Annotated in this window: 10 protein-coding genes; 5 read left to right on the forward strand and 5 right to left on the reverse strand. The window is 54.5% G+C overall.

Annotated elements, in window-relative coordinates:
- Positions 1–19: 19 nt before the first annotated feature.
- From guaA to ACYVI1_RS23095, 3 genes are all read right to left on the reverse strand, one after another.
- The gene (gene guaA / locus ACYVI1_RS23085) at positions 20–1,552 is read right to left on the reverse strand and encodes a glutamine-hydrolyzing GMP synthase (RefSeq protein WP_460913207.1); all 1,533 of its coding nucleotides are present in this window, start codon (positions 1,550–1,552) and stop codon (positions 20–22) included.
- 71 nt (positions 1,553–1,623) lie between these two features.
- Positions 1,624–3,705 carry a sialate O-acetylesterase gene (locus ACYVI1_RS23090; RefSeq protein ID WP_460913208.1) on the reverse strand — a complete coding sequence of 694 codons (2,082 nt, stop codon included), beginning with the start codon at positions 3,703–3,705 and terminating at the stop codon, positions 1,624–1,626.
- Between the two features lie 100 nt (positions 3,706–3,805).
- Positions 3,806–4,999 (reverse strand): exo-beta-N-acetylmuramidase NamZ family protein, encoded by a 1,194-nt coding sequence (locus ACYVI1_RS23095; protein ID WP_460913210.1) that lies wholly within the window; start codon positions 4,997–4,999, stop codon positions 3,806–3,808.
- Positions 5,000–5,122: 123 nt separating this feature from the next.
- Here ACYVI1_RS23095 and ACYVI1_RS23100 point away from each other — a divergent pair, with 123 nt between their 5' ends.
- Positions 5,123–6,349, forward strand: coding sequence for an ABC transporter permease (locus ACYVI1_RS23100; RefSeq protein WP_460913211.1), 1,227 nt, complete (start codon positions 5,123–5,125; stop codon positions 6,347–6,349).
- Between the two features lie 58 nt (positions 6,350–6,407).
- Here ACYVI1_RS23100 and ACYVI1_RS23105 read toward each other — a convergent pair whose 3' ends face one another.
- Complete coding sequence (locus ACYVI1_RS23105) at positions 6,408–7,805, reverse strand: S8 family peptidase (RefSeq protein ID WP_460913212.1); 1,398 nt, start codon at positions 7,803–7,805, stop codon at positions 6,408–6,410.
- Between the two features lie 193 nt (positions 7,806–7,998).
- Between ACYVI1_RS23105 and ACYVI1_RS23110 the strand changes: the two genes are divergently transcribed.
- The gene (locus ACYVI1_RS23110; RefSeq protein ID WP_460913213.1) at positions 7,999–8,835 is read left to right on the forward strand and encodes a thymidylate synthase; all 837 of its coding nucleotides are present in this window, start codon (positions 7,999–8,001) and stop codon (positions 8,833–8,835) included.
- A 61-nt stretch (positions 8,836–8,896) separates the two neighbouring features.
- Here ACYVI1_RS23110 and ACYVI1_RS23115 read toward each other — a convergent pair whose 3' ends face one another.
- Entirely contained in the window at positions 8,897–9,199 is a 303-nt protein-coding gene (locus ACYVI1_RS23115; protein WP_460913214.1) for a 2TM domain-containing protein, read from the reverse strand.
- Positions 9,200–9,334: 135 nt separating this feature from the next.
- Here ACYVI1_RS23115 and ACYVI1_RS23120 point away from each other — a divergent pair, with 135 nt between their 5' ends.
- From ACYVI1_RS23120 to ACYVI1_RS23130, 3 genes are all read left to right on the forward strand, one after another.
- Complete coding sequence (locus tag ACYVI1_RS23120; RefSeq protein ID WP_460913216.1) at positions 9,335–11,065, forward strand: helix-hairpin-helix domain-containing protein; 1,731 nt, start codon at positions 9,335–9,337, stop codon at positions 11,063–11,065.
- A 135-nt stretch (positions 11,066–11,200) separates the two neighbouring features.
- Positions 11,201–13,609, forward strand: a complete 2,409-nt coding sequence (locus ACYVI1_RS23125) for a TonB-dependent receptor (RefSeq protein ID WP_460913218.1) — start codon at positions 11,201–11,203, stop codon at positions 13,607–13,609.
- Positions 13,609–14,706, forward strand: a complete 1,098-nt coding sequence (locus tag ACYVI1_RS23130; protein ID WP_460913220.1) for a DUF4249 domain-containing protein — start codon at positions 13,609–13,611, stop codon at positions 14,704–14,706. The genes ACYVI1_RS23125 and ACYVI1_RS23130 overlap by 1 nt, the downstream gene beginning before the upstream one ends.
- Positions 14,707–14,719 lie beyond the last annotated feature (13 nt).

Here is a 14,719-nt window from a genome sequence, read left to right on the forward strand (position 1 = left end):
CAATTTGTGAAACGAAGGCTTACTCCCACTCAATGGTGGCGGGTGGTTTGGAAGAAATATCATACACGACGCGGTTGACACCCTTCACCCGGTTGATGATTTCATTGGAAATATCGGCCAGAAATTCGTAGGGCAGGTGCGCCCAGTCGGCAGTCATACCATCCACGCTGGTTACGGCACGCAGCGCCACCACGCGCTCGTAGGTACGCTCGTCGCCCATAACCCCCACCGATTGCACCGGCAGAAGCATTGCTCCGGCCTGCCACACTTTGTCATACAGCCCTTCCCGCTTCAGGCCGTCAATGAACAGCGCGTCGACCTGTTGCAGAATGGCCACTTTTTCGGGCGTGATGTCGCCCAGAATCCGAATGGCCAACCCAGGCCCAGGAAACGGGTGACGACCCAGAATCGTTTCGGGTAGGCCTAACGTTCGGCCCACTGCCCGTACTTCATCTTTAAAGAGTGTATTAAGCGGCTCCACTACTTTCAGTTTCATGAAATCGGGCAGCCCTCCCACGTTGTGGTGCGACTTAATGGTGGCCGACGGGCCTTTCACCGATACCGATTCGATGACATCGGGATAAATGGTTCCCTGTCCCAGCCACGACACCCCCTCGATCAGGTGCGCTTCGTGGTCGAACACCTCAATGAAGGTTCGGCCAATGGCTTTGCGCTTGGCTTCGGGGTCGGTGAGGCCAGTGAGCGCGGCATAGAACTGATCTTTGGCATCAACACCTTTTACGTTCAGCCCCAGGGTCTTATAGGACTCCAGCACGCCCGAAAACTCGTCTTTTCGCAACACGCCGTTATCCACAAAAATGCAGTACAGGTTCTTGCCGATAGCCTGGTGAATCAGCGTAGCGGCCACCGACGAATCGACCCCGCCCGACAGGCCCAGCACAACTTTATCGTCCCCAAGTTTCTGTTTTAACTGAGTAACGGTCGTTTCAACAAACGATTCGGCCGTCCAGTTCTGGGCACATCCGCAAATATCGGCCACGAAGTTACGGAGCACCGTTTTGCCCTGGAGTGAATGGGTTACTTCGGGATGGAACTGAATGCCGTAGGTTGGTTCGCCATCCACCTGAAAAGCCGCTATCCGAACGGTATCGGTCGAGGCAATGATGGTGAAGTTTTCGGGAACGCTCGTGATCGTGTCGGCGTGCGACATCCAGACCTGCGAGTGCTGATCGATGCCGTGCAGCAACGGATTTGCGGTATTGACGGTGCCTAATTTGGCCCGGCCATATTCGCGAATCGCCGATGCCTTCACCTCGCCACCACTGGTATGGGCCATCAGTTGCGCGCCATAGCACACACCCAGAATCGGCAGTTTATGCCGGAAAGCGGCTAAATGGACATCGGGCGCATCGGCATCGCGGACCGACGAGGGACTGCCGGACAAAATAACGCCCTTTACGGCCGATGTGATGGTTGGGAGGTGGTTGTAGGGATGGATTTCACAGTAGACGTTCAGTTCGCGCACCCGGCGGGCAATGAGTTGGGTATACTGCGAGCCAAAATCCAGAATCAGAATTTGTTCGGTGGCCATGAGGGGTCTCTAAAATGCAAAGGTAGGGCATTTTTCTGATATGCCCTTCCCAAAACCACTGTTCCCCACGCTCAGCGGCTCACGATTAACCGACACCGAACGCCACCGGTTCGGTACTGCATGGCGAGCACATAGAGGCCAACGGGCAGTGTGGCAACTGAAAACGTGAGCGACGATGCCCCCGATGATACTGTATTATTTCGGGATAAAACAACCGTGCCCGCTTCATTAGTTAGGGTTAGCGCAACCGAATCCCCCGTCCAGTCGAGCGGTAAGCGTACCCGCACCTGATCGCTGGCCGGATTTGGGTAGACCAGCGCCCCGGTATGCTCCGTCGGGTCGATGGTCGATAACTCAAGCTCTGGCCCTTCTTTGACTTTGAGCACGACCTGCAATGACGCCGTCGCAACGGGTGAGTAGCTGGATTCCGCTTCGCGGCTCAACAAACGTACCCGGTAAGTATATAGTTGACCGATTCGCAGCGAGTTAGCCTGGTTGATTTTTCGACGATCGTCATAGGCGTTGACTAAGCCGGACACGCGCACCAGGGGGATAAAGATCCCATTTGTGTCGGCCCGTTCAATGGACCACTGCGCTAAACTGTCTGCTTTGCTACTCCAGGTAAGCCTGATGGCGCTCGTATCGACCGGAGTGGCCCGGAGGTCGGTCGGGATGGGCAGGGGTGGGGCTATAGGAACCTGATAGAACGTCAGTGCCCGCATACCCCGTTGGTTACGAATCAGGGGACCTGCGTAAAAGCCAAGTTCGTTATCCTGATAGGAGGAAGGCAGGTAGGTCAGGTGTTTGGCCGTAATGGGTTTTGTCAACGACAGAATCAGTCGGTTACCCTGTTGCCTAACCGACTTAACAAGACCACTTTCGCCAGCAGGATAGTCGGTGTACATAAACGTAGACAGACTTTGTGTATAGCGCCGACCCGTAGTCGGGTTTGTCATAACCGTATCGGCGGGCCACTGCATCGCCTGACCCGGCTCGAATTCCAGCGTTAGTTCATCCTGCCTGGGTGTACTGTAAAACAACCGCTGAAGATTGGGCGACTGGATGTTACTGGTATCCACGGAGGCATAGAAATCGCGGGCTATGAGCCGATAAAGTTCCAGCCCAAACTGGAAATAACCGGCTGCGTTGTAGTGGACCCCCTCGTAGCCGGGCAACCCAACGGTCGCTATTGGTTCATTATCGCCAAACAGTACGTTCGACCGACGTTGAAAATCACGAAGCGCGCCCGCCCGGCTGATGTCGTTGGTCAGGATGTTGAGTTGCGGATGATAAACTTTTTTTAAACCCGTATAATCCTGTTTCCAATAGCCATACAGTTGGGGAAACGTTCGGATATACACGTCGGGGCTGTTGGCGGCTTCGGCTTCGCCCTGCCGCCAGATTAGGGCCTTTGCCCGGCTGGCCACACCCGCTTTTTGCGCCCGGTAGAGCAGCCGCCCGTACAGACTGGTCATGTTAGCGGGTTGGACGCTATCCCGACGGGCATGATCGCTGATGGAGGTTGAGCCAGCGGCACCGTTAATCACCGCCGTTGGAATGCCCTGCTGTTCCTTAATGAGCCGCTGGAGTTCGACCCCCCAAAGGCTGTTGTTGCCCTCGGTGGTGCTGGTCAGGCACCAGGCTGTATCCGCCGGGTTATAGGCGACATCGCCCCGATTTACCCCGAACGTGCGGCAGAATTCATTTCGGTAGGCCATGTCGTCAAACCGCCCGACGGCGTTGGACTGCCCCATAATCAGAAAAACATCGCCACAGACGATACTGTCGCGGAACGCAACCTGAACCGAATCTGCGGCAGGCTGCCCTTTTTTGACCCGATGGGCAAACAGGTAAAAACTGTACTCGCTCAGTTCTGCCCTGATGATGGGCGTAAACGCGAAACGCCCGGTCAGCGAGTCGGTGTTGGTACGGGCATATTGGTAAGGTTTCTGATTTTTAAGGACAACCAGCGAGATAGACTTTGTTGTCGGGTCCGACCCGCGCCCGGCAATGGCAATGCTGCACTGACTGGTCTGATCGCGGGGGTAAAGTTGTAAAGGAGCAGGCCACTGATTGAGCGTAACGGCTGGTTGCGCCCAGCCGGCAAGCGGTCGAAGTAAGCTAAAAAGTAGAACGATTAACGGTAGTCTCACAGAATTGCAGTATAAAATAAATACAAACATACCAGTTTGTAAGTACAACTATACTAAGACGTTGCTACTTAACCCGGCGTCACTCGCCTGCTACCTTTCCTCATGGATACAACAAATACTTCTTCCTGATTTGTTTGTAGGAATCCAGCGCGGGCTGCCAGCTTTTACGAATCTTAGCCTCCGGAACACCCGCCAGCAGTTGAAGCCGAAGCTGATCGGTACCGGCGAGCCGGTCGATGCCATTATTGGCCAGAAAAAACGCCGACTTATCCGATGCCCGCTTAAAAAAATCAAAAAAGTAGGTGAGCATCAGGCCCTGCTTCGAGATGGTGGCTTTCGATAAATCCAGCCCGTAACAGGCTTTTCCTTCCAAGGGCGGATTGACCGCACCGGGCTTATCGACGGGGGTGAACGTATATGGCCCGTAGTTGGTATAGGGTGAGCCAATTACCTGAAACTGTTTGTCGGTCCCGCGCCCGACGCTCACGACGGTTCCTTCAAAAAAACAAAGCGACGGGTACAGCAGCACGGCCTGCTGATTGGGCAAATTCGGCGACGGTGGCACGGGCAGTACGTAGGGCGTCTGGTGGGTGTAGTTTTTGAGTGGGACCACCGTGAGCGGGCAGGTTTTTTTCGGCGTATTGCTCAGTCCGGTAAGCCAGCCTTCGCCATTGATCATCTGGGCCAGTTCGCCGATGGTCAGGCCATACACGACGGGAATGGGGTTAAGCCCCACAAATGATTTAAATTTCGGGTCCAGCACCGGCCCGTCCACATAATGCCCGTTTGGGTTTGGGCGGTCGAGAACATACAGGGGTTTGTTGGCTTCGGCGCAGGCTTCCATCACATACTGCATGGTGCTGATATAGGTATAAAAGCGGGTGCCAACATCCTGAATATCAAATACCAGCACATCTAATGAATCCATTTGCCGGGGCGTGGGTTTGCGAGTTGCGCCATACAGGGAGGCAATCATAATCCCTGTGCGCGAGTCGCGGCTGCTGCTGATTTCTTCGCCATCGGTTGCCTGCCCCCGGAAACCGTGTTCGGGGGCAAAAATGGTTTTAATGGTAACGCCCCGCGCAAGCAGGCTGTCGACTAAATGGGTGCGGCCAATGCGTGACGTATGATTTACAACCAGGCCGACCCGTTTGCCCAGCAAAGCGGGCAGGTACACGGCCAGTTGATCGGCGCCGGTCTGGATTGGCGGAGCGGCTTTCTGGCTTGTTTGCGCCTGGCAGGCCAGCGTAAATAGACTAAAGCCAGCAAAAAAGAGTTTTGTCAGTAGCGTCATGGGCGAAAATACAGATAGCGTTCTGCAAAACTCTTACTTTTACGCACCAGAACAAAGTATTAAGTCGTTAGTCGCTAACGACTACTGACTGACGACTATCGCTTTTTAGACTGACGACTTCCTTTGAACGTTCCTGTTTTTCTGGCCCGAAAAGTTCGCCATGCGCCCGAGGGCAGCTTTTCGGCCACGGTGACCCGCATTGGCATCGCCAGCATTGCCCTGGGGCTGTCTATTTTGATTGTCGCCTTTGCGGTATTGTACGGGTTTAAAGACACCATCCAGCAGAAAATATTCCAGTTCGGCGCGCACCTGCAGGTCAGCAAGTTCAGCAATAACCTATCCTACGAAGAAAAAGCGCTGCCCCTCAACACGAATCTTTACCGCGATAGCACCACCATTCCGGGTGTTCAGCATGTGCAGGCAGTTGCCATGAAAGCGGGCATTCTGAAAACAAAGGAGGAACTAACCGGCGTGGTGTTGAAAGGTGTTGGCCCGGATTACGACTGGAATTTGTTTCAGGGGTCGCTGGTAGCCGGAACCGTGCCGACGGTTGGGGCCGATACAGGCTCCGGCTCCACGCAAATCCTGCTGAGTCAGTTCATGGCCAACCAGTTGCAGGTGACGGTTGGTCAGAATTTGCTGCTGTATTTTCTGGGGAACACGCCCCGCGCCCGCAAAATGACGGTGGTGGGTATTTATGAAACGGGCCTGGAGGAAGTCGATAAAACCATTGCCCTGGGCGACATCCGGCTTATTCAACGGTTAAATCGCTGGGGACCGGACTCGGTGGGCAGCTACGAGATTTTTGTGAACGATTTCAGTCGGCTGGACGCTACGGCCAACACCATTTTCGACGTGATGGCTCCCGACATGCGCCTGACCCGCGTAACGGATCAGTACCGACCACTGTTCGACTGGATGATTCTGCTCGACCGGAACATGATTATTTTGCTGACGCTGATCACGTTTGTGGCCTCGTTCAATATGGTGTCGGTGCTGTTGGTACTGATGATGGAGCGAACACCCATGATTGGCCTGCTGAAAGCGCTGGGTGGCCCTAACGCGCTGATTCGGCGCATGTTTCTGTATGTCGGGCTGAATATGGTTGGCTGGGGGCTACTCATCGGTAACGTCGTTGGGCTGGGCATTTGCTTTGTCCAGGACCGGTTTAAGTTCATTCCACTCGACCCCAAAAACTATTTCATGAGTTATGTGCCCATTATCTGGGACTGGCCCACGATTCTGGCCCTGAATGGAGCGACCGTTTTACTGATTGCGCTGGTGCTCTGGATTCCAACAATCGTTATCAACCGGGTTCAACCCGTGAAGGCACTGGCTTTCAAAAAATAACGTGACAGAGATAGGCAAAATCTATCCCTGTCACGTCTATGTCTGGAGGTATGCCTGTTTATTTCGACAGAGCTGCATTGGCGTCCAAGCGACCGCCGGTAACTGTTTTTCCAGCCAGTGATGGCGTTGGTACTGCACTTGACAGGATGGCATTTCTGATTTGCGCCACCGACGCGCCAGGATGCGTGGATGCGTAAAGCGCTACTGCGCCTGTCACGTGGGGGGTAGCCATGGACGTGCCGCTATAGGACTCACCGCTGTTAAATGCCGTCGTTGAGATGATGTCGACACCCGGTGCGCCAAGATCAACCGTGGTAGCGCCATACTGCGAGAAACTGGCCAGCCCACCGGTCCGGTTAATGGCCGCTACGGAGATTACGTTAGGCAGGTTGTAATTAGCCGGGTAGCTGGGCGACGTGTCGTTGTTGGTGCCACTGTTACCGGCGGCCGCAATGAACAGGATCCCGGCCGTGTTGGCTCGGCTGATGGCATCATAAAGCGCCTGGGAGTACCCACCACCGCCCCAGGAGTTGTTGCTGGCGACCACGTTGATTCCCCGTTTTTTGAGGTTGGTCAGGTAATCTACAGCTTTGATTGCGTTGGCCGTCGTGCCCCCGGTGCGTCCCAAAAATTTGGCCGAGATTAACGTTACGTTCCAGTTCATACCAACGATGCCGATACCGTTGTTGGCTTTACCGGCAATCGTGCCCGACACGTGCGTACCGTGGTCGTCCAGTGATCCCTGGCTGCCACCGTCATAAATTGTCCGGTCGTTGTTGGCAAAGTCCCAGCCATTTGTATCGTCTACCAACCCATTGCCATCGTTATCGACTCCATTGACCGGATCGTTGGGGTTGGTCCAGACCTGGCCGGCCAGTTCAGGGTGTGTGTACTGAATACCCTCGTCAACCACACCGATATACACCGAAGCCGACCCCGTAACGCCGGTTGCCCAGGCGGCTGCTGCATTACTGCCATATTGATTAGCTGGAGTTGTGGAGGGGCCATACATACCCCATAACGACCCGTTAGTGAAGTACGGATCTGTCGCTATCGCTGCATGGGTGTAAACGAAGTTTGGCTCGGCAATCTCAACGCCGGGTATGTTCTGTAAATCGGCAATGGCGTCAAGCACTTGCTTGTTTACCTTAACCAGCAACACCCCTTCTTTCTTACCCGCACGCTCCATGGCGCTCGTCAGAATCTTCTCGATGGGTTGCCCTTTAATTTTGTCCAAGAGTTTTTTCTTGACATCCTCAGGAAGGCCCTCCGCAAACTGAATCAGTAGTTCGCCATCAACATAATCCTTACCGGCATTAAGTCGGGCATTTGCGTCTGATCGGGTTGATGAAACCGGGCTTTCAATGGCTATTGGCTGACAGCCAGCCAAAACCAGCGAAGCGGTCAAGACTACGGCCGTAGCTTTTGCAGCAAAATCCACATAACGATTCTTCATAAACTTGATAATAGATTTTTAACTTGAGGTTAATGAAAAATGAATTTTACGGCAAGTTAAGTTTATTTTTTCTAAAATAAGCCAATAATCAGGGTCTGTTTATGGGCCGACCCGGTAAAGCCCCAACTGCAATGAACGAGTTTATTTTTGTCTGAACGTTTGCCTTCCGCCCGGCGACTTACGACTTTTGTCTATGCAACAGTATCATGATCTGCTCCGTCACATTCTCCAGCACGGAACCCGCAAAGCCGACCGTACCGGCACCGGCACCCTCAGCGTATTTGGTTATCAGATGCGCTTCAATTTACAGGACGGCTTCCCCCTGCTGACGACCAAAAAAGTGCATACCCGGTCCATTATTCACGAACTGCTGTGGTTCATCAGGGGCGATACAAACGTTAAGTACCTGAAAGACAACGGGGTCAGTATCTGGGATGAGTGGGCCGACGAGAACGGCGATCTTGGCCCTGTGTATGGCAAACAATGGCGCAGTTGGGCTGCGCCTAACGGGCAGGTGATTGACCAGTTGCAGGATGTTTTACGCCAGCTTAAACACACGCCCGATTCGCGCCGGATGATCATCTCGGCCTGGAATCCGGCCGATGTGCCCAACATGGCATTACCACCGTGCCATCTGTTGATGCAGTTCTATGTGGCGCCCCCTGACCGAAACGTCGGACCGCTCCTGAGGGGAGAAACAGCCAGTAAATTATCCTGCCAGCTTTATCAGCGCAGCGCCGACGTATTTCTGGGCGTGCCGTTCAACATTGCCAGCTATGCGCTGTTAACGATGATGATTGCTCAGGAGTGCGGCTACACGGCGCATGAGTTTATCTGGACGGGGGGCGACACGCATCTATACCTGAATCATTTAGAGCAGGTCGACACGCAACTCGCCCGCGACTTCCGCCCGCTGCCCACCATGCGCCTGAACCCGGCGGTAAAATCCGTAGTTGACTTTACTTATGAAGATTTTACACTCGAAAACTACACTCCGCACCCGGCCATCAAGGCCCCGGTAGCGGTGTGAATAATGGATAATGAACAATGAATAATGTCACTTGGCGAACCCATTATTCATTGTTCATTATTCATTTATTGGCCAGCTTCTGATATTCCCGTTCAATCAGCGAACGTTCATCATTACCCCGGAAGGCGTGGTAATAGTGCGAGGTCAGGCCAATGCCCCAGCCCAGCATCGGGAAAATGGGCCAGGGAAAGATAAAACCGGAGTTGCCCGACGACCGGAAGGCGAAACTGCTGAGTGCCCAGATGAGCCAAAGACCAGCATTGACGATTAAATAGGTGCGAAAGTGCATCCGAAAGGCAACGCGGGCTTTAGCTTGTTTCCACAAATAAGGGTCGCGGTCGGGGGTGGTTGGGGTCGATTCCATAGGATTAGAGGACTATTTTTGCGTTGAATCAGCCTTGTTTGTGCGCTGATGAACGAAAGGTAACGGCGGCAATGCCGGGCATCCCTGCAAAATCTGACTGATTGCCTATCTTGCGGAGTAAATTGCCGTTTTTGTATGACCAATTCCGAAATTGTCGACCTGCTCGAACTCACAGGCCGGTTGATGGAACTCCACGACCGCGACGCGTTTAAGACCCGAACGTTCCAGACAGCCGCCTTTAACTTAGATAAATCCACTGCCGATTTAGTGAACCTGCCCGTTGAGGAGTTAGTCAAACTGCCGGGCGTGGGAAAATCTGTCGCTCAGAAAATCCGCGAGATTGCCGATACCGGTCGCCTGACGGACCTTGATGACCTGCTCGCCCAAACGCCCGAAGGTGTGCTGGATATGTTTCGGATTAAAGGGCTGGGTGTGAAAAAAGTACGCACCCTTTGGCGCGAATTGGGCATCGATACTCTCCACGACCTGCAACAGGCGGGCGAAAACGGGCAGATTGCGAAAATTAAGGGCTTTGGCGAAAGTACGCAGGAGAAAATTCTGGCCGCACTGGAATTTTTACAGGAGCAACAGGGCAAAGTTCGTATGGACAAAGCCGCCATGATGGCCAATCTGTTGCATGATGAACTAACCAAACACTTCGACCGGGTCGATATTAGCGGGCAGGTTCGCCGGAAAGCGCAGGAGGTCGATACAGTGCAATTGCTCGTGCAAACCAACGACCCCACTGCGGCCATGCTCACACTGAATAACCTGCCGAATCTGGAACAAAACGAGGCTGAATCGTCGCCGTTTGTCTGGCGCGGACGGCTGGCGGGTTTTGATGTTCAGGTGGAACTGCTGCTGTATCCGGCTGAACAGATGAACCGGCAGTTGTTTATTCAAACGGCGGCAGAACCGCATTTGCAGCAGGTTGGAACGGGCGGAGCATCGTTACTGCAGATTGCTTATTCCAGTGTGGTCTCCGAAGTGACCGACAAAGAAACGGCGGAGGTCGAGCAGGCGATTTATGCACGGGCTGGCCTGCCCTACATCGTGCCCGAAATGCGCGAAGATGACTTTGCCTTTCGCTGGGCCAGCCGCCACCAACCCGACGAACTTGTTACCTGGGACGACCTGCGCGGCACCCTCCACAACCACAGCACCTGGTCGGATGGCAAGCAGTCCATCGCCGAGATGGCCAACTATTGCCGCCAACTTGGCCTGACCTACTTCGGCATTGCCGACCACTCCAAAACGGCAACCTACGCACACGGCTTAACCGTTGAGCAGATTCAGGCGCAACAAGCTGAAGTAGATGGCCTTAATGTCGGTTTTGGTGATGACTTCCGCATTATCAAAGGCATTGAATCCGACATTCTGGGCGATGGCTCACTGGACTACGACGACGCCACGCTGGCCACCTTCGATTACGTCGTGGCCTCGGTTCACCAAACCCTGACGATGACACTCGAAAAAGCCACAACCCGGCTCCTGCGGGCCATCGAAAACCCGTACACAACCATTCTGGGGCACCCGACGGGCCGGTTGTTGCTGGCCCGCGAAGGCTATCCCATCGACCACCGCGCCATCATCGACGCCTGCGCCAGGCACAACGTCATCATCGAAATTAACGCCAGTCCCTACCGGCTCGACATCGACTGGCGCTGGATCGACTACGCGATGGAGCGGGGTGTTAAGCTGAGCATTAACCCCGATGCCCACAGCCTCGCCGGTTTGTTAGATATGCACTATGGCGTAGCCATCGGCCGGAAAGGCGGGTTAACCAAAGCCATGACATTCAATGCCCTGACGCTGGCGGAAATGACGGACTACCTGCAACAGCGACGGGTGCACATGCGTACCTGAAGCTATTAGCGAAGGCATAGCCGGAGCAATATCGGGTAATGACAGAGCAAATAGGGTAAATCGGCCGAATTACCCCTTTTGGTAGTGATCCATGGGCGCATTCGTTGCCAACGTTGCGCCTTCTACCGTCGTTCTATGCGCTTTTTCTACGTAGTGTGCTTGTTGTTTCTGCTCAACGGGGTGAAGGCCCAGCAAAAAACGAAACCGAATACCCCACCGCCCACGTTTCCGGCAACGGGGTATGTGCGCGATGCCAAAACCGGTAAACCCATTCAGGGAGTTAATATTGTGGTGCTGGATGTGTCGAAAGGATACGTCACGGCGAAAGATGGGTTTTACATTGTGCAGTTGCCGCCCGGTAAGTACGTGCTGCGGTTCTCGCACGTCGGCTATCGACCCCGGCAGGATACGATCGCGCTCCAGAAAACGCTCTTCCGGGAAATCACGCTCGAAGATGATGCCAAAGACTTAGAAGAAGTGGTAGTGACGAGCGAAACGCCCGACCGCAACGTCCGTAAAGTCGAAATTGGCGTGTCGCAGATGACGATTCGCAGCATCCGGCGCATTCCGCCGTTGATGGGCGAGGTCGATGTGGTCCGGAGTTTATTGCTGCTGCCGGGCGTAACAACGGTGGGCGAGGGGGCGCCGGGGTTCAATGTTCGGGGGGGGGGCGCCGACCAGAACCTGATTTTGTTCGATGATGCACCCGTGTTCAATTCGAGTCATCTGATGGGTTTTTTCTCGGTATTTAATCCCGACGTGGTGCGCGATGTGACGCTGAACCGGGGTGGTGTCGCGGCTGCCTTTGGCGGGCGGGCATCGTCGGTACTGGATGTGAAGATCAGGGAGCCGGATGCCGACAAATGGGGAATTACTGGCGGTGTTGGTCTCATTTCGAGCCGCCTGGCCGTTGAGGGGCCAATCATCAAAAAGAAACTGTCGTTTCTGGCGGCTGCGCGGGGTTCGTTCAATGATTTTCTATTTAAGCTGACGCCCCCCAATCTGCGGGGTACGAAAGCTAATTTCTACGACCTGACGGCCAAGGTAAAGTACCAGCCCAACGAAAAGAACACCATTACCCTGACGGGGTATCTGAGCACGGATGTGTTCAAACTGCCCTCCGATTCGCTCTCTGGTCAGGAAATTAATGCCGCATCAACGCAGTTTAACTACCAGACACTTAACGGCGTCCTGCGCTGGAATTACTTCGTCAGTAAACAACTGAATCTGGCTGCGTCGGTTATTCTGAGTCGATACCGCGCCGATTTATCGTCGCCGGATTCGGCCAATGCGTTCCGGCTCGAATCCGGTGTCTGGCATCGTCAGGTCAAATCAGATATAACCTACACGCCCAGCGAAATCCACCAGTGGCAGGCGGGCCTGAGTGCGATTGATTACTTCGTGCAGCCCAACACCCGAACGCCAGGGCCGTTCTCAAATGTGCTGCTGGCCGATCTCGCCCGCGAGCGGGCCTACGAGCTGGCGGCCTACGTGCAGGATGAGTGGAAACTAAACGCCAGGGTGGCCCTCATAGCCGGACTTCGCTACTCGACCCTGCTGAACCGGGGACCGGCAATCGTGCGGACCTATCCGGAAAACGCCCCCCGCCAGGACGAAACCGTTGCCTCGACCAAAGTCTACGAAGCCGGAAAAATCTACAACACGACAGGCGGCCTGGAACCCCGGCTGGCGGTGCGCTGGTCGGTGGGCGAGGGGCGGGCCATTAAAGCGGGCTATAGCCGACTGCGGCAGTATATCCAGCAGGTAACCAACACGACAGCCGCACTGCCCACCTCGCGCTGGCACCTGAGCGACACCTACACGAAGCCCGTTATTGCCGACCAATGGTCGCTGGGGTACTTTCGCAATACGGCCAGCAACGCCATCGAAGCATCGGGGGAGGTGTATTACAAAACCATCATCAATGCCATCGACTACCGCGACGGCGCCGAACTCCAACTGGCCGAGGCCGTTGAAACGCAGATTGTGCAGGGGCATGGCCGCGCCTACGGGTTTGAGGGAATCCTTCGCAAAAACAAAGGCCGCTGGACAGGCTTCGTGGGCTATACCTACGCCCGCACCTTTCTGACCATCAATAGCCCCTATGCGGGCGAGCGAGTGAACAACGGCCTCGAATACCCGGCTAACTACGACAAGCCCCATACGCTGAACGTTCTGGCGACGCACCGCCCAACAACCTGGTTCAGTATGTCGCTGAATTTTACCTACAGCACGGGGCGGCCCATCACCCAGCCGTATGCCCGTGCACGCATCAACGGCGTGTATGTGCCAATTTACCTCGATCGGAATCAGCAGCGGATTCCGGATTATCACCGGCTCGATTTTTCGATGACCTTCGAGCAGAATCCGCTTAAGAAAAAGCGCAATCAAAGCAGTTGGGTGTTCTCGATTTACAATGTCTACGCCCGTAAGAACGCCTATTCCGTTTTTTATCGACTGAGCAATGCAGCCGCTAAAGACGCCTACAAACTCTCGATTTTCGGGACGGCTTTTCCGTCACTGACCTATAATTTTAAATTCTGATGATAAAAGAACATTTTCAAAGAGCGAAAGAGCGAAAAGCCAGCATTAGCCATTCGCTCATTCACTCATTCGCTCTTTCGCTCTTTATATTCGCTTCCTGCGTAACGGAGTACCAGCCCGATACGGTTCGTATTCCAGTCTCCTTAGTCATTGAAGGACAAATTACCGATCAGGATTTGCCCTACACGGTTCGGCTGACCCGCACTGCCGACTACACGGTCAGAAGCCTGAATCTGCTCGAAACGGGCGCCACCATCACGATTGAAGACAATGCGGGTAACCGCGAGACGCTGCGGGAGATATCGGGCGGAGTCTACCAGACGCGGGTGGGCGGCATTCGGGGTGTGGCCGGTCGAAGCTACAAACTAACCGTTCAGACCAAGACTGGCAAACGCTATGAGTCGGATGCGGAGGTTCTGCAGGCGGCTCCGCCCATCCAGAAACTGTATTATGAATACCAGAACGAGGCTGTTCCGGGTCTGCTCACGCGTAAACAAACCTGGAACGTTTATTTAGATACCAAAGACCCCGAAACGACCGGTAACTACTACCGCTGGGAGTGGACAGCCTACAAGTTTATCTCCATCTGCCGGGCAGTCGAGCAGCGCGACGGGTCGTTCATTGGGGCCTATTGCTGTTCGAACTGCTGGGATATTAGTCGCTGCTACAACTGCATCAGCCTTAACTCCGATGCCAACATCAATGGGCAGGCCATCAGCCGACAGTTCATTACGGCAGTGCCTTTCACCGGTACTACGCCTTATTACCTCGAAGTGCAGCAACAGGCTATCAGCAAAGGGGCTTATGCGTTCTGGAAGAGTGTTCGTCAGTTGGTCAACAACACGGGCGGGCTGTTCGATGCCGCCCCGACTTCGGTCCAGGGTAATGTTCGGTGTGTGAGCGACCCCGCCGAGCAGGCATATGGCTATTTCGGAGCAACGGGTATATCCGAGCAGTTTATTTACGTAGACCGCAGTGGCGGGCAGGGTACGCCCCCGCTGGAGCCGCCCGTAATTGTGCCCGTGCCATCGCCCTGCGCGGCCTGCGAAAACAGCCTGTATCGCACACCCAATAAACCGCGTTGGTGGACTTATTGATCGGCTTGGTTAC

It is taken from the genome of Spirosoma areae, assembly GCF_054781775.1.

Bases quoted from the DNA above. Each gene is read 5' to 3' on its own strand.
- guaA (WP_460913207.1), bottom strand. From the start codon at position 1,552: ATGGCCACCGAACAAATTCTGATTCTGGATTTTGGCTCGCAGTATACC.
- ACYVI1_RS23130 (WP_460913220.1), top strand. From the start codon at position 13,609: ATGATAAAAGAACATTTTCAAAGAGCGAAAGAGCGAAAAGCCAGCATT.
- ACYVI1_RS23105 (WP_460913212.1), bottom strand. From the start codon at position 7,805: ATGAAGAATCGTTATGTGGATTTTGCTGCAAAAGCTACGGCCGTAGTC.
- ACYVI1_RS23120 (WP_460913216.1), top strand. From the start codon at position 9,335: ATGACCAATTCCGAAATTGTCGACCTGCTCGAACTCACAGGCCGGTTG.
- ACYVI1_RS23125 (WP_460913218.1), top strand. From the start codon at position 11,201: ATGCGCTTTTTCTACGTAGTGTGCTTGTTGTTTCTGCTCAACGGGGTG.
- ACYVI1_RS23095 (WP_460913210.1), bottom strand. From the start codon at position 4,999: ATGACGCTACTGACAAAACTCTTTTTTGCTGGCTTTAGTCTATTTACG.
- ACYVI1_RS23110 (WP_460913213.1), top strand. From the start codon at position 7,999: ATGCAACAGTATCATGATCTGCTCCGTCACATTCTCCAGCACGGAACC.
- ACYVI1_RS23115 (WP_460913214.1), bottom strand. From the start codon at position 9,199: ATGGAATCGACCCCAACCACCCCCGACCGCGACCCTTATTTGTGGAAA.